Origin of the sequence: Aquimarina aquimarini, from assembly GCF_900299535.1 — a bacterium.
Lineage (GTDB): Bacteria > Bacteroidota > Bacteroidia > Flavobacteriales > Flavobacteriaceae > Aquimarina > Aquimarina aquimarini.
Window position 1 is genome coordinate 108,848 of sequence record NZ_OMKE01000058.1, and the last position, 20,230, is coordinate 129,077.

General features: G+C 32.6%; 14 protein-coding genes. 6 read left to right on the forward strand and 8 right to left on the reverse strand.

The genetic code is table 11. From position 1 onward, the window contains the following. Positions 1 to 40: 40 nt before the first annotated feature. The 3 genes from DG508_RS20315 to DG508_RS20325 all read right to left on the reverse strand — a co-directional run bounded on the left by DG508_RS20315 (position 41) and on the right by DG508_RS20325 (position 4,925). Positions 41 to 673 (reverse strand): tetratricopeptide repeat protein, encoded by a 633-nt coding sequence (locus DG508_RS20315; protein ID WP_108870164.1) that lies wholly within the window; start codon positions 671 to 673, stop codon positions 41 to 43. A gap of 140 nt (positions 674 to 813) precedes the next feature. Next, the gene (locus DG508_RS20320) at positions 814 to 2,967 is read right to left on the reverse strand and encodes a TonB-dependent receptor (protein ID WP_108870166.1); all 2,154 of its coding nucleotides are present in this window, start codon (positions 2,965 to 2,967) and stop codon (positions 814 to 816) included. Between the two features lie 662 nt (positions 2,968 to 3,629). Next, complete coding sequence (locus tag DG508_RS20325; RefSeq protein ID WP_108870168.1) at positions 3,630 to 4,925, reverse strand: NAD(P)/FAD-dependent oxidoreductase; 1,296 nt, start codon at positions 4,923 to 4,925, stop codon at positions 3,630 to 3,632. A gap of 145 nt (positions 4,926 to 5,070) precedes the next feature. Here DG508_RS20325 and DG508_RS20330 point away from each other — a divergent pair, with 145 nt between their 5' ends. Together DG508_RS20330 and DG508_RS20335 are read left to right on the forward strand one after the other, a co-directional pair. Then, the gene (locus DG508_RS20330) at positions 5,071 to 5,565 is read left to right on the forward strand and encodes an RNA polymerase sigma factor (protein WP_108870170.1); all 495 of its coding nucleotides are present in this window, start codon (positions 5,071 to 5,073) and stop codon (positions 5,563 to 5,565) included. A gap of 5 nt (positions 5,566 to 5,570) precedes the next feature. Next, positions 5,571 to 6,194 (forward strand): hypothetical protein, encoded by a 624-nt coding sequence (locus DG508_RS20335; RefSeq protein ID WP_103865424.1) that lies wholly within the window; start codon positions 5,571 to 5,573, stop codon positions 6,192 to 6,194. 8 nt (positions 6,195 to 6,202) lie between these two features. Here DG508_RS20335 and DG508_RS20340 read toward each other — a convergent pair whose 3' ends face one another. Beyond that, positions 6,203 to 7,387: an LETM1-related biofilm-associated protein gene (locus DG508_RS20340; RefSeq protein WP_108870172.1), complete on the reverse strand. Its 1,185-nt coding sequence runs from the start codon at positions 7,385 to 7,387 to the stop codon at positions 6,203 to 6,205. 204 nt (positions 7,388 to 7,591) lie between these two features. Beyond that, positions 7,592 to 8,164: a superoxide dismutase family protein gene (locus DG508_RS20345; protein WP_108870174.1), complete on the reverse strand. Its 573-nt coding sequence runs from the start codon at positions 8,162 to 8,164 to the stop codon at positions 7,592 to 7,594. Positions 8,165 to 8,800: 636 nt separating this feature from the next. Between DG508_RS20345 and DG508_RS20350 the strand changes: the two genes are divergently transcribed. Both DG508_RS20350 and DG508_RS20355 read left to right on the forward strand, forming a co-directional pair. Next, positions 8,801 to 12,067, forward strand: a complete 3,267-nt coding sequence (locus tag DG508_RS20350) for a M36 family metallopeptidase (protein WP_108870176.1) — start codon at positions 8,801 to 8,803, stop codon at positions 12,065 to 12,067. Between the two features lie 494 nt (positions 12,068 to 12,561). Then, positions 12,562 to 15,258, forward strand: a complete 2,697-nt coding sequence (locus DG508_RS20355) for a fibronectin type III domain-containing protein (protein WP_108870178.1) — start codon at positions 12,562 to 12,564, stop codon at positions 15,256 to 15,258. Between the two features lie 504 nt (positions 15,259 to 15,762). Here DG508_RS20355 and DG508_RS20360 read toward each other — a convergent pair. The 3 genes from DG508_RS20360 to DG508_RS20370 all read right to left on the reverse strand — a co-directional run bounded on the left by DG508_RS20360 (position 15,763) and on the right by DG508_RS20370 (position 18,767). After that, positions 15,763 to 16,974, reverse strand: coding sequence for a bifunctional alpha/beta hydrolase/OsmC family protein (locus tag DG508_RS20360; protein WP_108870180.1), 1,212 nt, complete (start codon positions 16,972 to 16,974; stop codon positions 15,763 to 15,765). Between the two features lie 207 nt (positions 16,975 to 17,181). Continuing rightward, positions 17,182 to 17,868, reverse strand: a complete 687-nt coding sequence (locus DG508_RS20365; RefSeq protein WP_108870182.1) for a DUF2490 domain-containing protein — start codon at positions 17,866 to 17,868, stop codon at positions 17,182 to 17,184. A gap of 350 nt (positions 17,869 to 18,218) precedes the next feature. Next, positions 18,219 to 18,767: a carboxymuconolactone decarboxylase family protein gene (locus DG508_RS20370; protein WP_108870184.1), complete on the reverse strand. Its 549-nt coding sequence runs from the start codon at positions 18,765 to 18,767 to the stop codon at positions 18,219 to 18,221. A 96-nt stretch (positions 18,768 to 18,863) separates the two neighbouring features. Between DG508_RS20370 and DG508_RS20375 the strand changes: the two genes are divergently transcribed. Both DG508_RS20375 and DG508_RS20380 read left to right on the forward strand, forming a co-directional pair. Then, the gene (locus DG508_RS20375) at positions 18,864 to 19,730 is read left to right on the forward strand and encodes a LysR family transcriptional regulator (protein ID WP_108870186.1); all 867 of its coding nucleotides are present in this window, start codon (positions 18,864 to 18,866) and stop codon (positions 19,728 to 19,730) included. Positions 19,731 to 19,808: 78 nt separating this feature from the next. Then, positions 19,809 to 20,230 (forward strand): hypothetical protein (locus DG508_RS20380; protein WP_159090952.1); only part of this gene is annotated, 422 nt, incomplete at its 3' end.

The window sequence follows — 20,230 nt, forward strand, 5'->3', positions numbered from 1 at the left end:
TTTTATAAAACTATCTTCGGGGGTTGATTTTAGATATTTTTTATTCTTTTTTACAACTTTCCTGAATAGATGATAATTGTTCCTTACCCCATTGTGGGTAAAAAGGGATGTCGTGTGATTCGTTTTCAAAGTACAATATAGCTTTTTCTATTTCAGGGCAAAAGGTTTTAGGGTCTTTGCCAAAGAATTTTGCACTCCCCATTTTCCATTGCGCATGGTTTAAAGTGGCTCTAGGGTTTTTGGGGTCTAGCACTTTGGCTTTTTGATATAGTTGCTCAATTTTGGCAGATAAGGTCATCCCGTATACAGAAGGGTTATAGGATACATATGCAGTATTGAGCATTGCTTCCATAACTAATACTTCTGCATTGTTATTGGTCATTGTATTTACTTCATTTAGATATTCCTGTGCTTTTTTTAATCTGGACTCTATTGCTTCTGCTTCTTTTAAACCAAAGGTTGTAAAAATATGAACCTGAGCTGCATAATAGTATGGTAACCAGTTTTCTTTTTCAACCTTGGCAATGCGTTCAAAAAGATGGATTGCTTCATCAGGCTTTTTATCCTTCCATAGCTCAAAAGCTTTTGACATTCCTTTTTCATAGGATGACGGCGTTTGTGAATTGAGAATTGAAAGTGTGAAAAAGGCGATTAGAACTGCTAATGTTTTCATAGTTGTAGTTGTTTTTATAATTATAGTGTAAATGTCTATTGATTTCTGTTGATTATGAATTAAGAAGTACCCAAGTGTAATTTTATATGGATGAATTGTGAATTTTGTTTACAATCTTTTTTCGGATAAGATGTATTAGCTTATAAATTATCTAATTGGTTATCTTTTTTATCATCACTAATAGTCCAAAAGAATCCGATAATAAAAAAGCGATCAGCATTTGGGCGTATTGCTCGTCTATTGAAATTTCCTTGGGTATTAGGAGTATTCGAGTATTGATAATTAAACACATTATTAGATCCCAATACATTTGAAACTGATAGGTAAAGAATTTTTTGTTGGCTAATAAGATATGCCCAGTTTAGGTTGAGAGAATTATAGGTACGTGTTTTTTGATTCTGAAATATGGATTGATTGGGGTCATTGTAGGGTCGTCCTGAAGCAAAATTATAGGTTGTACCTATCATAGATTTCCAGTTCTCTATCCAATATTTGGTAACAAGAGATACATTGTGTTTTGCTGCAAAATTAGGTGTTGCTTTTTCTGGATAATTCTTATAATCTCTTTGAGTATCTAGATAAGAATAACTTGCCCAATATTCAAAGTTTTTTATAGAGCTGTTGTCTCTCCAGAAAACATCTAATCCTGCCGCATATCCGCTACCATTATTGTTATATAAACTAGTAAACTCTGGAGTGTTGGTATTGTATTTTATAAGTGCATCATATGATTTATAATAGGCTTCTGCTCTCAGAGTTCTTTTATTGTTTTGATATAAGTAATTAAATATATAATGAGAAGATTTTTCAGGCTCTAGTGTCGAGGTATATTTTAATATGTTTTGTTGTGGATTTTGATAGAAATCACCGTAGGCTAATGATATCTGAGATTTTGATGAGGTTTTATAAGCTAGAGAAGCTCTGGGAGAAATTTTGGAATATGATAATAAGCTATTATGAACCCCTCTGGCTCCTAATTGCATAGCAAATTTTTTACTTAAAAATATATTGCCCTCTGTAAAAATAGCAGTACTGGTGTTGTTAAAAGTACTTCTGAAAGTATCCAAATTAGGAATTGACGCCTTTTCTGAAAAAGTGGTGATGAATTGTTCTGCACCCATATTTAGTTTGAACCTATTACTAAAACGTTTTCTAAGTTTTAGTTTAAAATGAAAACTATTCTCATTGTTATCTATAGGAGTATTTACAATTTTAATATCATTATGATCATTTGCAAAGCTAGCACCAGTAGTTATAGTCCAATCATTACCCAGATCACCTTTGTAAGAAGTATTGAGGTATAGGTTTCTGTTTTTTAGAGCAAAATTGATTCCTTCTGGGGTATCGATGTCTTCTTGAATCAGATCAAAGTTTGTATAATTGATTCCTCCATATACCTTTAATAATCCGTTCTCAAATTTATGACGGTATACAGCCTCACCAGATAAAGATTCATAAGGCTTTATCCATTTCATACGTTGCGAAATAACTTCTTGATATGGTTTTAGATTAAGATAAAAAGCATTCACACTAAGCGAGCTTTTTTTCCAACGTTGAGTATTACCAATACCTAATCCTACATTGATAATAGAAATATCTGTTTTTTCCTGATTAGGCTCATCGATAGTATTTAATAATAGAACACTTGATAAGGCATTACCATATTCTGCAGAGTATCCTCCAGTAGAAAAGTTGGTTCCTTTAAAAAGAAAAGGCGAAAAACGACCTCGGGTAGGGACATTATTGGTAGTTGCATTAAAAGGTTGAAACACTTTGAGCCCGTCGATATATACATTTGCCTCACTAGCATCTCCACCACGTACAAAAAGTCTACCATCTTCTGCCACAGTAGAGGTGCCTGGTAATGTCTGGAAGGCACCTATGTAATCTCCTGCTGCACCAGCAGTAGTAACAATATCTATGGGAGTAAGTACAGCTGTTTTGCTGTTGTCTCCAGCAGAAAAAGTTCCTGCATTAAGAACAACACTACCAAGAGAGTTAACATCTTCTCGTAGTACAATTTTTAGATTTTGCATAGCAGCAACATCAGATACTAGTGTATATGTCTCAAAAGAGAGAAAAGAAATAAGTAATGTTTGTTCTCCTGTTTCTGTAGTAGTAAAAGAAAAAGATCCATTCTCTCCAGTAGACCCGCCATCATAAGTTTCGTTGAGGTATACATTGGCGCCAGGAATAGGAATTCCAGAAGAATCGGTTACATTTCCGCTAATTGTGGTTTGTGCATTCGTAGCTATAAAAAGAAATATAAAAGTAAAAGTAAGGAGTAATTTCATGAGTATATTGTTTTTTATTGACAGGTCAAAAATGTACTATGTACTGATAAAATAGAATTCAATTTTACCGAACTGTAGAATTTTAAGGACTAACTGTATTGTAGCTGTCTCATGATAATATGATGTTAAAGAAGATATCTCAAAAGGCTGGAAGTGCTGTGTTTGAGTAGTGGAATAATAAGGAGGTGACTATGTTGTTGGTCTTAATAATACCAGTTCTGATTTAAATTTACTCATAAGAAAAATGATGGATTTTTGACTTAGATGAAAAAGAAAATTCAAGCATAGCAGGGCTACGGTAGTGTTTTATTTTGAAATATTATACCATTTACACTTTGAATTTACTGTAAAAAGAAAATCAACTATTTTTTGTTTATGCAAAGAAGAAAAATTCAAGCATAGCCATTAGCTACGGTTAATTTTTATTTTGAAGCATAGGCGAAAAAGAGAATTTTATTGCGGTAAATTCAAAGTGTAAATGGTATTAGACAAAAAGGCGCGGTTTTATCGAGTAAATTTAAGTTGGAAATGGTATAAATACATTGTCAGATTAAGAAAAGCAAGGAAAGTTGTATGTAATCTACTGAAATTAAGAAAATAAAAACCCCACTTACAATTTGATGTAGATGGGGTTACTTATTTATTATCTGGTCAATTTGGGGCTAAACCCGCTCTATCGTATCTTTTTTATTTTTGAATGGCCGTACTATTAACCTGGCAGCTTTGTCATAGTTAATATAATTATATACCCAGTTAAAGAAGGTAACAAATCGATTTCTAAAACCTACTAGAAACCATAGATGAATAAACATCCATACGAACCAGGCAAAGAAACCTCCAAACTTAAACTTTCCAATGTCAACTACAGCTTTGTTACGTCCGATAGTGGCCATTGACCCTTTGTCAAAATAAGAAAAAGGAATCATTGATTTACCTCTGATATGTCGTTTTAGGTTTTTTGCCAGATGACCACCTTGTTGTATTGCCGGTTGAGCTACCATAGGATGTCCTTTTGGATAGTCTTTGGTTTGCATTACAGAAATGTCTCCAATAGCAAAAACAGTGTCATACCCATCTATTTGGTTAAACTCATTTACTTTATAACGATTGGCTCTTGGAATTAAAGATGCAGCTTTTATCCCTGTAACAGGAGCTCCTGTTACTCCAGCAGACCATATAAATGTAGCTGTTTTCAGCGATAAATCTGTAGTGGTAGTTACCAGATTATTTTCATAATTTTTTACTTGAGTATTTGTGTGAATATGTACTCCGAGTTTTTTTAAAAATTTAGTTGCTTTTTCTGATGCGTGCTCACTCATGGGGGGGAGTACTCTAGGAGCACCTTCTATCAAATGAATTTCCATGTCGTCAAAATCCATATCTGGATAATCTTTGGGCAGTACATTCAGTTTTAATTCAGCAATCCCACCCGCTAGCTCTACTCCAGTAGGACCAGCTCCTGCAAGGACAAATCGTAATAACTCTTTTCTTTTTTCAAGATCAGTAGTGATAACAGCTTGCTCAAGATTTTCTAGCATCAAACTACGTAAATTTAATGCTTGCGGTAGATTTTTCATACGCATCGCATTATTTTCTATGGTAGTATTGCCAAAAAAATTGGTTCGAGCTCCTGTAGCTATAACCAAATAATCATATGAGACACTCCCAATATTGGTGTGTACGAATTGAGTATCAGGGTCAATAGCGGTTACTTCTGCCATTCTAAAAAAAGTATTTTTACCTTTTTTTACAATTTTACGTAATGGATATGCTATAGAATCTGGCTCAAGAGAAGCAGTAGATACTTGATACAAAAGAGGTTGGAAAGTATGATAATTGTGCCTGTCTAATAATACCAGCTGAACATCTTCTTTAACCATTTTTCGAGCTAATGCAACTCCAGCAAAACCACCGCCTATGATAACCAATCTTGGCAAGTTAGTATAAGGTATATTCATAAGAAATATGTTGTTTTACAAAGATAAAACGATAAAGCAATATACCCTACAGATTCATTGTTTTTGTAACCAAAAAATGATACTTTTTATTTTTATTTGTAACAGATATACTTTTTTGACTACATATAAGATGTAACTAGCCAAAGTGAATAAAGAATTAGAACATAGTTTTGTAGCGAGTCTTGAGCAAAATCAGAATATTGTGCACAAGGTATGCCGTATTTATACCAGTGATAGCGATTCACATAATGATTTGTTTCAAGAAATAACGATACAGCTTTGGAAAGCATATCCTAAGTTTAGAGGAGACGCAAAATTTAGTACATGGATGTATAGAGTTGCATTAAATACAGCAATTACTTTATATAGAAAATCCAAGAGAACTATCAAAACGTCAGATCTTGATACTGTAAATTTTAAGATAAAATCAGAAGAATATGACAATGAGGTAGAAGAGCAATTGAAATTGATGTATGTTGCAGTAAAGCAGTTGAATGATATAGAGAAAGCTTTGGTCTTTTTATACCTTGAAGATAAGTCATACAGAGAGATATCTGAGACAATGGGAATTAGTGAGGTAAATGCTCGGGTAAAGATGAACAGAGTAAAAACAAAATTGAAAAAAATATTAAATCCGTAATATTAATGGATGAATTAGAATTATTAAAGAAAAACTGGAAGAAGCAAGAAGATGTGCTTCCTAAATTGACATATCAACAAATATATCAAATGATATTAAAAAAATCTTCTTCTATTGTAAGGTGGATTTTTATTATTAGTATTCTAGAGTTTTTGTTGTGGGCCTCTTTAGATGTTGTATTTAGGTTAAATGGAATGCATGCTAAACTTCAGAAAGGAAGTATAGAATCATTTGGCACCATAACCACTGTAGTATATTATAGTATTCTTATATACTTTATTGTTCGCTTTTATTTAAATTATAAAAAAATAGAAACAACTGATTCCGCAAAAGTATTGATGAATAACATTCTCAAAACTAGAAAGACGGTTCGGCACTATATATGGGTAAATATTGGTTTTTTTGCCTTTATAATGATGGCTACAGTTGGATATATTATCTTCTTTACAGATGAGTTTCAGAGTCAAGCATTAGGGAACCAACCTCCCGTTTGGCTTATTGTAGTGAGTACATTATTGATTACTCTAGTGTTTGTGGTATTAATCGCCTTATTTTATAGAGTGATTTATGGAATCTTCACTCGTAGGTTACAAAGAAATTATAAAGCTCTTGAAAAAATTGATTTATAAATAATAGACTACTTGTTTTCGTTGAATGCAGAAGGTAATAACTGAGGAATAAATTTAATCAAAATAGGAAGTAAAAGGCTTCCACCTGGTAGAATAAAAATTGCAAGAGAAGGTACTGTTTTACAGATGTCCAATAATTGTTTTTTTACTTGTTGTTTTTCTTCTTTAGATAAATCTCGAGTAGTCGATTGCCCTAACAAAATCATCAGATCTTTACTCTCTGAGATTTCTTTAATTAATCGGTTTTTATTCCTTAAAATTAATATGCTTACCGTTTTAGATGTTTGTTGATAAAAATGTAAAGCAGGATGCGAATAGTTGAAAAATGAAATATCTTCTTTATAATCATTGATAAAAGAACGAACTAGATATATAGATTCTTTGACTATAGTTTTTGAAACCTCGAGTTTAGTGCCTAAAGCATACATGAATCCTTGTTCGTTTTTATCAAATTCTTCATCATTCCAAACTGCCATACTGGTAAGGTCCAAAATATATTTCTTTTCAATTTCATCAGTATATGGATCTAATTCTATATAATCAAAACTAGTTTCTTCTTCATTAGAAATATTAGTATACCGTACAGATGAAGAAAATAATTTGACTAATAGTTTATCATATTTATCTTGCTCTTTTTTTGAGTTTAAAGCAAGAAAAGCAGTGTTTGTTAAGGTCTCTTCTAGTTTTGATGCATATCCAAAAGGATCTTTATCGTAGATCAAAAAATACTCAAATGCTAATACATCAATAAACAATAAGGCATTGGTTAATAAATGACTAAAGTTTTTCTTAAAAATAGATTCATTTGTTTGTATACGAGCATGTATAATTTTTTCTAGCTTTTCATTATTATTGGAGGGCAGTATGTTGCCAAAAGAAAAAATAGATTTTTTAGTATCCAAAAAACTATAAAATTGTATCAAAGCTTCTATACAATCACTTTTACCAGCATTTTCAATAGTATCGTAATAAGTAACAACCAATGCAGTAAATAAATTAGTCTTTGTCTTTTCTTCTTCAGAATATATAATGCCAGAGTTATTAATTATGATAGTATCGATAGAAGTACCGTAGATAAAGCCTACTCGTCTTAGATGCAGATACAATTCATCGAGTGACCATTGTGGTAAATGCGAATTACCATCCAGATCTCGTAAAAATTTTTCTATCCAGCCAGAAGTCGATGGATTCATTAGCTATTTATTTGCTACAAAGTTAATTTTATTTTGATCAAATGCTATTTTAGAAAAATTATAAATTAAATGATAGGAGCGTAAGCTTAATTATAAGTATAGTAGAGGTTTTATAAAATAGTTGCAATTAGGGTGTTTCAATAGAATCTCTACGAGGTATAATCAAGAAGTAATAATTAGGAACTATTTTTATCTTAGATTAAATCACTGTATAATACCCCCACAGCTTATTCTGCTTCCTGCATTACCAGAAGGTTGAGAGGTGAAGTCATCAACTCCTTGGTGAACGATAATTGCTTTTCCCAGAATATTTTTTTTGTCATCATCGCAATCAATACACCATTCATTGGTAGCAAAAGTGATGTTTCCGTTACCCTTAGAGTCCACTTTAAAATTGCCAATATCTCCTCTGTGATACCCTTCTTTTGCGCCCCATTTTCCATGAGGTTCCATTGTAGGATTCCAGTGCCCTCCAGTAGATTTGCCATCATCAGAAGAACAGTCAGCTTTTTCGTGGATATGAATAGCATGTTCCCCTTCACTTAATCCAGTTATTATAGCTTCCATACTTACCATACCAGCATACTCGATAAAAGTTATTTTACCAGAAGCATTACTACCATTTTTTGGTTGCATAGTAAATGCTAATGTTATGATTTCTTCTTCATCAGTAGTTTTTGAGTGTTTTTTTTGATCTGTTGTTTCTTTTTTTTCTCCTTTACAACTCAACGCAATTATTGATAAAAAAGCAAATACTATCAATCTTAAAGCTTTCATCTGTTTGTATTTATTGTTTTCCAATGGTCAAATAGAATCAGCTATACATCATTTTCCATAAATATTAATGAATATGATTATAGCTTATTTTATAAGTACTCTCTTGTCCCTAGGTTATTTAAACGTAATATAACGTAGTTTTAGTTTATGACAAAATAATAAATGAGAAATCCCGTAATATGCTACTCTGTTGGTGTCGTTTTGTTTTAAATACAGTATATCAGACTCTTAATAACTTTTGACTTCTGATAAGAAAGAATAACATGACCCCAGATTATTTTGTTTAATATTTAATGATTATCATTAATCAAACAACTGTATTTTATGTAGTTAACTAACGTTAGTTATAAAAAAAGGGATGATAATAGTTACTTTTTAACCATAAAAAAATGATGGTATTTATTTTGTTTCTTTTTAGAATAAAATAAGATAAGAGAAAGAAATAATGCAGAAAGCTATGTGTTTATAATAGCTGAGTAAAGTTTAAGGATCTGGTTTTATTAATAAAATGAAATTGTTAAATATTTTTTAATATAATTGTTAATTTTTGTTAACTATATATGGATTTCTTATTTGTTTAAATAAAAGGTTGGGTTTTTGTTAATTTTACGGCACACAAACTCAAAATTAATTTTTATGAAAAACAAGTACTCGTTTGCCATACTATTATTTATAGTTGGGCAAACGCTTATTGCACAGAACTCGAGCGAGATCGTTCGAAAGCACTTTGGTAGTGTTACGCAAAGTGAGACCTCAAAAACTTCTTCATCCTTTAATGACTTTTCAGAGTGGAGAATAACAGATGAAGTTCCTTCATTAAAACCAGGGATAATCCATGTTTATGTAAATCAGCTATTTAATAACATCCCGATAGTTGATGGATCTTATAAGCTTACGGTTCAAGGAGGAAAAGTTACTTATGAGATTGATCAGTTTATTAGAAACTTAAAATCAAAGGTAACTTTGGCAAAAGCTTCTTCAACAGAAATTGCAGCAATACAGTCAGTTATAAGAGCACATAACTTACCATCTGCAAAAAGATTGATTAAAACGGCAAGTAAATCAAATGATAATAATGTTTCCCAATATGTGGATTCAGGTATTACAGGAGATAACGAACCAATTAATGTAAAACAAGTATATAAACTACATAACGGGAAGTTACATCTATGTTGGAATGTAAATTTATATGAAAAAAACGGCCATAATTGGTGGGATAGTTATGTAGATGCATCAACAGGTGAGATTATACATGAAAACAACTGGGTAGTAAAGTGTAATTTTGAAACTGAAGATCACACAACTCATACTCATAGTGCAGAGCCAACTATAAAAAATATAGTGACGGTAGCAGAAGAATCAACTACTACAATGGCTCCAGATTCTTATAATGTATTTGCAATGCCAATAGAAAGCCCGATACATGGGGACCGATCTATAGTAACAAACCCTGCTAATACAAATGCATCTCCTTATGGATGGCATGATACCAATGGTGCCTCTGGAGCAGAACATACTATTACTAGAGGAAATAATGTCTGGGCACAAGATGATGCAAATGGTAATAATGGTACAGGGGCATCGCCTAATGGGTCGTCAAGTCTTGATTTTAACTTTCCGTTAAATCTTAATCAACAACCCGCAAGTTATATGGATGCTGCAATTACCAATTTGTTTTACTGGAATAATATTATGCATGATGTATGGTATCAGTACGGTTTTAATGAAGCAAGTGGTAATTTTCAGGAAAATAATTATGGTAAAGGAGGAAGAGGGAATGATTTTGTATATGCTGATGCTCAAGACGGAAGCGTTACTTGTAATGATCCTAGAACAAACTGTGTTAACAATGCTAATTTTGGAACCCCTCCTGAAGGACGTAACCCAAGAATGCAAATGTATCTTTGGAATAGAACAAATCCAAAACGTGACGGTGATTTTGATAATGGGATTATTGCTCACGAATACGGGCATGGTATATCTACCAGATTAGTAGGAGGGCCTTCTACAAATGCTCTAGGAGGATCTGAGCAAATGGGAGAAGGTTGGTCTGACTGGTTTGGACTTATGCTTACTATGAAAGCTGGTGATACAGGAGTAAAAAAGAGAGGAGTTGGTACTTATGCATTAGGACAAGCAACTTCTGGAGCAGGAATACGACCTACTCCTTATTCTACAGATAAATCGATCAATGGTACTGATTATGCAGATATCAATGGTCTGAGAGTACCACATGGTGTAGGGTATGCTTTTGCAACTATCTTATGGGATATGACTTGGTTGATAATAGATCAAGAAGGATTTGATCCTGATTTTTATAATGGAACTGGTGGGAATAATATTGCTATGGCATTGGTAATCGAAGGATTGAAAAACACAGCCAATAATCCAGGATTTGTTTCTGGTAGAGACGGGATACTACAGGCAGATAGAGATTTATACAACGAAAAATATAAATGTTTGATATGGAAAGCCTTTGCTGGTCGTGGTGTTGGTAAAGATGCCAATGAGAATACAAATGGAGGTTCTAATAGTAATACCGATCAAACGGTTTCTTTCTTAGATCCTTGCGATGGTGGGCCAGATCCAGGAACAGGTAATTGTTCTGGTGATGTAGCTTCATTCCCGTTCTCAGAAAGCTTTGAAACAAATTTAGGACAATGGTCACAAGCCTCTTCTGGAGATGATCTAGATTGGACAAGAAATTCTGGAGGAACTCCTTCTAATGGTACAGGACCTGCTAGTGCAGCAGATGGTACTTTTTATTTATATGTAGAAGCTTCTGGTACAGCATCTCCTAATAAAAAGGCTATTTTAAATTCTCCTTGTTTAAACTTTAGCAATCTAGCAACACCAACACTTACATTTCAATACCATATGGTCGGTAGTGCTATAAATTCATTAGCAGTTGAAGCAAGAACGGATAATACAGGTACATGGAGTAGTGTATTTAGTAAAGCAGGAGCTCAGGGAACTGGGTGGAATACAGCTAATGTGGACCTATCTTCTTATGCAGGAAAAGCAAGCGTTCAGTTGCGATTTAATGTTGTAACGGGTAGTGGAAGCAGTGGTTGGCAAAGTGATATTGCAATAGATGCAGTAAGTATTCAAAACGGAACAACTGGTCCTGATCCTGTATGTAATGCAATCAATTTTAATGATTTTCAGATTACCGCATTCTCTAATCAGGATAATGCAGGAAACTTCTCTGTTCAGAATGGAGGAACAGCATTATCTCTACAAAATAATACTTGGAAATACATATCTATGAATTATAATGTAACCGCAAATACAGTTGTTGAATTTGATTTTAGTAGTACTGCAGAAGGTGAAATTCACGGTGTTGGTTTCGAGAATGATAATACATTAACCTCTACTAGGTACTTTAAAGTTCATGGAACACAAAATTATGGGGTAACTAATTATGATAATTATACCAGTGGTACCAAAAAGTATGTAATTCCTGTAGGTAGTTTTTATACAGGGGCTATGGATCGTCTGGTATTTATTAATGATAATGATGCAAGTAGCGGAAATAACTCAATTTTCTCTAATGTGAAAATTTATGAAGGAACTTGCGGAGGAACATTGATTACAGAAAGAATAGAAACTTTTGGAGGTATAATTCCTGTCTTAGGAACTGAAGACGAAGGAAAGTTATCTACTGTAAGTATATATCCTAATCCGTTGAAAAAAGGAAATGCGCTTCATGTGTTGCTTCCTAAAAACGGATTATCTGATTCTTCGTATACTGTCATTAATTTAATAGGACAAGTAGTTAAAGAAGGAAAACTAGATAGTAATGGCCTTATAAATGTTGATACTCTGGAAGCTGGTATGTATATACTAAAAATTCAGAATGCTGATAAGAATGAAAGTATCCAACGTTTTATTATAGAATAATAACAAATTAGCATATTAACTTTACTATAGAAGACCGTTTTCTCAAAACGGTCTTCTTTATTTTGAATCCTGTAAATAGTTTAAGGATTATTGACAGCATCCCTATTGATATATTTTTATTTAGAAGTATAAAGTAAAAAGAAAAAATTAGAAGGTAATTTTAATCAAGAAATGGTATTAGATCTATCTCGGGATAATAAATAGTTGTTTTTGAAAACGTATTCTTATAAAAAATCCTGCACTTGCTATTAGAGTTATTCACTAAATATCATATGAATTAAGAATAAAATAGAGGTGATAATACCGTAAATTAACCATGTATTTTTATAACTCTACTAAAATGGTATAGAAATGAATCCCGTGTACCCCGCATGATATCTAATCTAGCGTAATTGTGGACATATTTAATGCGAAAATATTAATAAAAACAATACTAAATTATCAATTTATTGGTTAATTAGCTCATTGACTGATAAAAACTTAACTATATTATTATGAGAAAACTATGTATCCTTCTGGCAATCCTTTTAGGGTGTCAGATTTATGCTTCAAACGGTAAGTACCGTTTGACCTTACGGGGTAATCCATCAACTTCAATAGTTGTAGGATGGGACCAAACCTCAGGAAACAACCCTGTTGTTCATTATGGAACAACCGATCATGGAACGAATTATAGTAACTATCCAAACTCTAAAACCCCTGATAAAACAGTATACTATAAAGGAATGAATAATACTTTTGCTCGTCTTACTGGGCTTACCCCTAATACAGCATATTATTTTGTAATTAGAGATAGCCAAGGCACAAGTGAGCGATTTTGGTTTAAAACAGCACCTGCAGATAATAGCAGATTGTCTTTTGTAGCAGGAGGAGATTCTAGAAATAATAGGACTCCACGAAAAAATGCAAATCGCTTGGTTGCAAAACTTAAACCTCATGCTGTACTGTTTGGAGGAGATATGACCAATGGCGATAGTAGTCGTGAATGGATTGATTGGTTTAATGATTGGCAGTTAACTATTGCCAATGATAAAAGAATGTTTCCCATTGTAGCCACACGAGGAAATCATGAGGATAGTAATAATAGTATTTATAACCTTTTTGATGTACCCTCATCAAATGTATACTATGCTATTACTTTTGGCCGTAACTTGGTAAGAACGTATACACTGAATACAGAAATTTCTATTTCTGGAAGTCAAACTACGTGGTTACGAAATGATCTTAATAGCAACCCCAACACTGTTTGGAAAATAGCACAGTATCACAAACCAATGAGACCTCATGTTTCTCGAAAAAGAGAAGGAAATAGTCAGTACAGTAATTGGGCGCAATTATTTTATGACAAAGGAGTAAAACTTGTAGTAGAGTGTGATGCACATACTGTAAAAACTACTTGGCCTGTTCGCCCTACTACAGGATCAGGAAGTGAAGAAGGGTTTGTAAGAGATAATCAAAACGGAACGACTTATGTTGGAGAAGGATGCTGGGGAGCACCATTAAGAACCAATGATGATAACAAAACCTGGACTCGTAATTCTGCAAAGTTTAATCAGTTTAAATGGGTATTTATAGATGAAAATAAAATTGAGACCAGAACAATCAAAGTAGATAATGCTTCACAAGTTGGTGAAGTATCTAATTCTAATGTTTTTGCGATTCCTCGTAACTTAGATATCTGGAACCCATCAAACGGTAGTGTGGTGACTATTACAAATACAAGTGTTGTAGATACAGAGCCACCTTCAGTTCCTGCAAATTTAACAGCGTCTAATATTACATCAAATTCTGTATCATTAAGTTGGAATGCATCTACAGATAATGTAGGAGTATCAGGGTATGATATTTATCAAAATAACTCAAAGGTAGGAAGTGCTACAACTACAGGCTATGATGTAAACGGGTTATCTCCGAATACTTCATATGCATTCAAAATAAAAGCCAAGGATGCTGCAGGAAACAGCTCTGGATATAGTGCTGTAAAAAATGTAACGACATTAGATGGTTCTACAACATTATCTACTATTGGAATTACAACCGTAGGAGGTAATGATTCAAGTCATGCTACGCGAAGAGCAATGCCTTATACAATGAGTGAGAGTGGAACTCTGCAAAGTGTTGCTTTTCATATTGCAGGTGGCTCAGGAGATGTTCAAATAGGAGTGTATGCTGATAATAATGGAGCACCAGGTAATAGAATAGGACAAACACCAATTACTGGAGTTAGAACTTCTAGAGGATGGCAAACTATATCTTTACAAAGCCCAGTTACAGTAGGTAATGGCGATACTATATGGATTGCCTGGATATTTTCTAACAACCCTGGGATAGCCTATGCATCTGGTAGCCCAGGTAGATATCAAGCAACAGGATCAAGTTGGTCAGCTAGTGGAAACAATATGCCTTCTAGTTATGGTAGTGGTTCTCAAACCAATTATAGATATTCTGTGTATGCGAATTACACTACAAGCCAAACACCTAATACGTTTACTTTGACTACTAGTACTACAGGACAAGGAAATGTTACTGGAGGAGGAACTTATAGTAGTGGTGCTTCTGCTACAGTTACCGCAACTCCTGCGTCAGGATGGCAATTTAATGGATGGGGTGGTGCCTTATCGGGATCAACAAACCCCGCAACTGTTGTTATGAGTTCAAATAAAAACGTAACAGCCAATTTTACAGAAACTACAGGTGGTAGTGGTTGTAATGGAATTGTACAATATGTAGTAGGTACTTCATACAATCGTAATCAAGAAGTGCAAAACGAAAACCAAAAGTTTGTTTGTAAAGAACCAGGATGGTGTTCATCTTCTGCTGCATGGGCATATGCTCCTGGTACAGGATCTTATTGGGAATCTGCATGGACAAAAACAGGTACTTGTAGCAGAAATGTTTTAGGAGAAAATATAAATCAAACTTATAAAAAAGAAACATTTAGAATTCACCCTAATCCATTTATAAATACAATTAATATAACAGCATCGTTACCATCAAAATATAATACAACATATACTGTTATTATATATAATATGGGAGGTAATGTCGTTCATAAAAAAGAAGTTGTTTTTATGTCTTCTGATACCAATGTCTTTTTACAACCCAAAATTAAACATTCGGGTATTTATATGATTTCTATAGAAGATAAAGAAGGTAATGTTGTAAAAACACAGAGATTGATTAAACAGTAAAATTTTGTAATCACACAATAAAACATTTTATCAGTTAATCAGAGTCGCCAATTCTACTAGAATTGGCGATTTTGTTTACAACATGATAGAATAAAAGTTGAGAGATAAAGGCAAAAAATGATTATTTTCTATAAATCAAGATAAATAAGTCCTGAATCTTCAACTCTATATAGATTCAGGACTTTTCTTTTTTTTAAACTATTACCTTGCTAGGTGTTTAATAATTAATTTTTATACGACTAAAATTAATTCAATATAAGTTTTGATTAGGAAATAGCTTATTCTCTGTACGTTTTCTGGTTTTTACAATTCAAAAAAACTCAAGCTTACATAGTTTTCTATTATCAAATCTTGTTATTAAATAAGTTTATAAAATAGATAGATAAAAGATATTAAGTGCGTAGAATTATAAAAGGTGGGATTAATGATCTACGTATATAATTTATCTTTTTATACCCCTCTCTCACATAATAATAAATATAGAGAGGGGCTATACTATATTTTTTAGAGAAGAGAAGTGATTACCTGTGTGTCATTATGTAGTGTTTTATGTACAGGACATTTGTCTGCAATCTGTAGAATTCTGGTAATCTGTTTTTCATCTAGATTTCCTTCAATTTTGATTTCTCTGTTAAACGTATCAATCTTAGCGTTGGGATCGTCGCAATTGTTACAATCAAGAATATGAGATTTACTATAACTAGTATGTACTTCTACATGCTGTAAATCCCATCCTTTTCTGGCAATATACATTTTTATAGTCATTGCTGTGCATGCAGATAATCCTGCAGATACAAGTTCGTATGGTGAGGGGCCAAAATCGTTTCCACCTACTTGCTTAGGTTCATCAGCAATTAAATAATGATTTCCAACCTTCATTTGGGTAGTATATCCTTCTGCATTTCCTAAACTGGCAACCACCTGATGGTTACTTTTTAGTTTTGGTTCTTCTGCAATATCTACATATCGAGATGCCCATCCAGCAATAACATTTCCTACATACAATGAATCTCTTTTCTCCATAAGCAAGTGATCTGCTCCATCAAGAGAGATAAAACTTTTAGGATGTCTGGCAGCGTGATAAATTTCTTCTGCATTTTTTATTGTAACAGTAGTATCTTGAGGAGAGTGCAGTACTAATAGAGCCTTGTTTAAATTTTTGGCAATTTCAGGAAGTGATTTGCTTTCCAGATCGTCCAGAAATTGTTTTTTTATTGTAAAATCTCTACCACTTAGATTGATAGTTGCTTGTCCATTGGTTTTTATCTCTTCCAAATTGCTTTTTAATAAATGCGTAACATGTTTTGGATTAGAAGGTGCACCGATTGTAGCTATAGCTTTGATACTATAAATTTTTGTTGCTGCAAAAATTGAAGCAGCTCCCCCTAAAGAATGGCCAATAAGTAAGGAGGGGGCATTGTAATTTTTTGATAAGAAATCTGCAGCCGCTATAAGATCATTGACATTGCCAGAGAAATTGGTATCTTCAAAATCCCCTTCACTTTCGCCTAATCCAGTAAAATCAAATCGTAGGACTCCAAAACCTCGATTCGTAAGGCTACGACTGATATTTCTCACTGCTCCCAAGTTCTTGGTACAAGTAAAGCAATGTGCAAATAAAGCATAATTATGAGGGTGTTGATCGGCGGGAAGCTCTAGGCGACCAGAAAGCGATTGACCTTCAGGATTGGTAAAAGTTACTTTAGTTAGGCTCATATCTTTATGGTTGTTTAACCTAAAAGTCGAATTTTTAAGATAAACATGACGTATACAAATGGTTAAAAATGTGTTAAACAGAAATACAAATACTTATACTGTTTGAAACGATATGAGAAATACAGATTATAAAAAAACTACCATCTGCATATAACAAATGGTAGTTTTTTGTAAAAAGTGTAAATCATCTATATAATAGAAACCTGTTTATTGATCTTTTTTCCTGAAATCGGTATTGTAGATTATTCCAAGTTGAAGCCTGTCATAATTAATTCCTGTAAAATGATTTTTGAGATAGCCTAGTTGTATGCTAAAATTTGATTTTACATTATATCCAATTGCTCCATACAATCTGTTTTGCCCAAAAATAGGTTCCTGTAGATTGATAAAAACTTCATCATAGGCATTTAAAAACCAATGATCGTTGATAGGATAGGTGAGTTGTAATCTATATCTGGCCCTGTGTTCTGTAAAATCGTCAGCTTGAGTACTTATAAATCGTTGTTCAAGTCGGTATCTGTGTTCAAATTTGAATTTACCAACATTATTTTTTAAGATAAATTGTTCAAAAATTCGATGTTCTTTGGCATTCTCTTCACCAGGAATATCATCAAAACTACCGTCGGTACTAATAAAACCATACCCTGCAGTCGCTATAGCTTTATCATTGATATGATAATTGACCCCAGTTCTTAGTAATAATTGATTAAAAGTATTGGTTACCTCATAAAAACGAAACTGCGCTTCAGAGTGAATACTAAGTTTGTCTGTAATGCGATTGGTACCAAAATACATATACCAGGCTCCTAATTCATTTTCACCATTATTTTGTGCATTAGAGAAGTTGATTGTAAATAGTAGTACTACTAATAGAAATAAATTTCTTGTGATCATTGTGTGTTGATATTTTAATTTTGAATCAAAATTAATAAGTAACTCTGTAGAAATTCTGATTTGAAAAAACTAAACGCAAAGATAAAACAAACTAATACCAGTACATTCATAAAATTATTGCAAGATGAATTAAATAATGTTAAGGTTATCGAGTAATGGTCTATACAATATGAAGTGATTTGCTTTTTGGTTCTAGCAAAAAATGATGCTTTTATTACCAATTAAAAAGATAAATCACTACAGTTTTACAAAGGCTGATATTAGTTGTTATATAACTATTTTCTACAGATTTTTTAAAAGCGTGCGTTTTATAAAAGATGGTAAATTCAAAGTGCAAATGGTGTTATATTTTATACTTGTAAAGGAGCATATTCAACCCTAGGGAAATCAATAACAGGTTGTGTTAGATGATTCAGGTAATTCAAAAATGTATACAAGCCCACTACCGTTAGAATCTCTATAATTGTTTTGTTACCAATATTAAAAGAATGTAGAGTTTTTATAGATTCTTGACTTACTTTGCCTCTGTGTAAGGTTGCTTCTTTAGCAAAATTAAGAATTGCTCTCATTTTTGAATCATTAGACATACCTTGTATATTATCTAATAATTCTACTTTAGGAATTTTAAATTGTGAGCCTATTTCTACATGAGTTGCGACACAATAATCACAAGCATTAATAGAAGAAACGGTCAATGCAATTTGTTCTACATCTTTGGCAGTAAGTTCTCCACTGGTAATACCAGAATTGATTGCCAGTACGGCTTCTAGAATATCAGGAGTTTGCCCTAACATTTTAAATAAATTTGGAACTCCCCCAAAACCAGCCGTGATGGTATCGTATAGGTCTTTGGTTTTTCCTTGAGCTTCTTCTATTTCTATTTGTTTAAAACTTGACATGTTATTTTATTTTAAGAGTTTGTAAGCTCGAATTTCTTAAATTTACAATCATCTTCAAAACAGATTTATTAGATAGAGTAATCTATAAAAACGATTATGAATTTACATTTTATAAAATATTTTGTGACCCTGTCAACAACAAAAAACTTTACAAAAGCAGCCAAAGAAGTACATGTGGTACAATCTACTTTTTCTTCAGGAATAAAAAAGCTGGAGCAGCATTTGGGAGTTAAGCTATTTGAAAGAAATAATAGGAGTGTAAAACTCACGCAACATGGAGAGGATTTTTTACCCAAAGCAAAAAAGATGATTCACCAATGGTATGAAATTGAAGAGGATTTTAATATCAGAAATATTGAATCTCTAAAATTAGGTTTTGTACAAAATGTCTCTATCAATGATGTGCTTCATTTTGTAAATGATTATAAAAAAAAGAATCCTGTATTGCATATTAATATTATTGAAGAAAAACACGATGCTTTGTTAGATGCTTTACAAAGGAATAAGATTGATGCTTTTTTTACTGAAAAAGATATTGATGAGGTTATGTTTGAAAAAATGACAGTAGCAACAGAAAAATTATATTTTCTTATCCATTGTGATCACCCTCTTTCTAATCAAAGTGGAATCTCTTTAAAACAGCTACAAGAAGAAGTATTTATAGAGAGAAGCCAATGTGCGCTTTATACCGATGTATTTAATGAATTAAAACAAAGAAAAATTAGTTTGAATATCAATTTTGTAGCAGATAATAATGAAACTGTCTTTGCGCTGGTAGCATCGGGGATGGGAGTAACGCTCATGCCTAAACCTGTATTTTCTATCCCCGAAGTTAAATTTATCCCAATTATTGATGCCAATTTTACAAGAAAAATATCTTTGGTATGGGAGAAAAATTATCAACATAGAGAGTTAAATGAGTTTATACGTTTAATTAAAAATACGATTGCATCTATAGCTTAATATTTTTCTCATCAAATGATTAATATCGATACTATCATTGTTTTTATCAAGATAAGTTTAGCGAATACAATTAAATAAATGGAAAAAAAATACAAATTATCAATATCAGATTATAGCAAGATTGTTTTAAAAATTGTAATTCTGATTAGCGGTTTCCTACTACTTGGGATATTATTTGTGGTTTTATTAGAGATGAATATTATTTCACCAAAAAGCTTACGTCTTGAAATTATCATACCTGTATTTGTTGTACTTATGTTTGTGCCAATCCTAATGGTTGTCAAAACAACTTTTGCTATTGATGAATTATGGTTGAATGAAGATACAATGGAATCTCGTAAAACTGGAAAAATCAACTATAAAGATATAGTGAAGTGTAATACAATTACTGTAAGAGGAGGAACCTCTTATAGTATGACTTTGAACAATGGAAAAAAAATAACACTAGGATCGGCAAATCAACATTCTAGTGAATCCAATAAAGTGTTCTTTGATTTTAT

Coding starts and splice junctions, on each gene's coding strand:
- DG508_RS20370 (WP_108870184.1), bottom strand. CDS start 18,767: ATGTCAAGTTTTAAACAAATAGAAATAGAAGAAGCTCAAGGAAAAACC.
- DG508_RS20320 (WP_108870166.1), bottom strand. CDS start 2,967: ATGAAATTACTCCTTACTTTTACTTTTATATTTCTTTTTATAGCTACG.
- DG508_RS20315 (WP_108870164.1), bottom strand. CDS start 673: ATGAAAACATTAGCAGTTCTAATCGCCTTTTTCACACTTTCAATTCTC.
- DG508_RS20335 (WP_103865424.1), top strand. CDS start 5,571: ATGGATGAATTAGAATTATTAAAGAAAAACTGGAAGAAGCAAGAAGAT.
- DG508_RS20360 (WP_108870180.1), bottom strand. CDS start 16,974: ATGAGCCTAACTAAAGTAACTTTTACCAATCCTGAAGGTCAATCGCTT.
- DG508_RS20350 (WP_108870176.1), top strand. CDS start 8,801: ATGAAAAACAAGTACTCGTTTGCCATACTATTATTTATAGTTGGGCAA.
- DG508_RS20355 (WP_108870178.1), top strand. CDS start 12,562: ATGAGAAAACTATGTATCCTTCTGGCAATCCTTTTAGGGTGTCAGATT.
- DG508_RS20365 (WP_108870182.1), bottom strand. CDS start 17,868: ATGATCACAAGAAATTTATTTCTATTAGTAGTACTACTATTTACAATC.
- DG508_RS20375 (WP_108870186.1), top strand. CDS start 18,864: ATGAATTTACATTTTATAAAATATTTTGTGACCCTGTCAACAACAAAA.
- DG508_RS20345 (WP_108870174.1), bottom strand. CDS start 8,164: ATGAAAGCTTTAAGATTGATAGTATTTGCTTTTTTATCAATAATTGCG.
- DG508_RS20340 (WP_108870172.1), bottom strand. CDS start 7,387: ATGAATCCATCGACTTCTGGCTGGATAGAAAAATTTTTACGAGATCTG.
- DG508_RS20325 (WP_108870168.1), bottom strand. CDS start 4,925: ATGAATATACCTTATACTAACTTGCCAAGATTGGTTATCATAGGCGGT.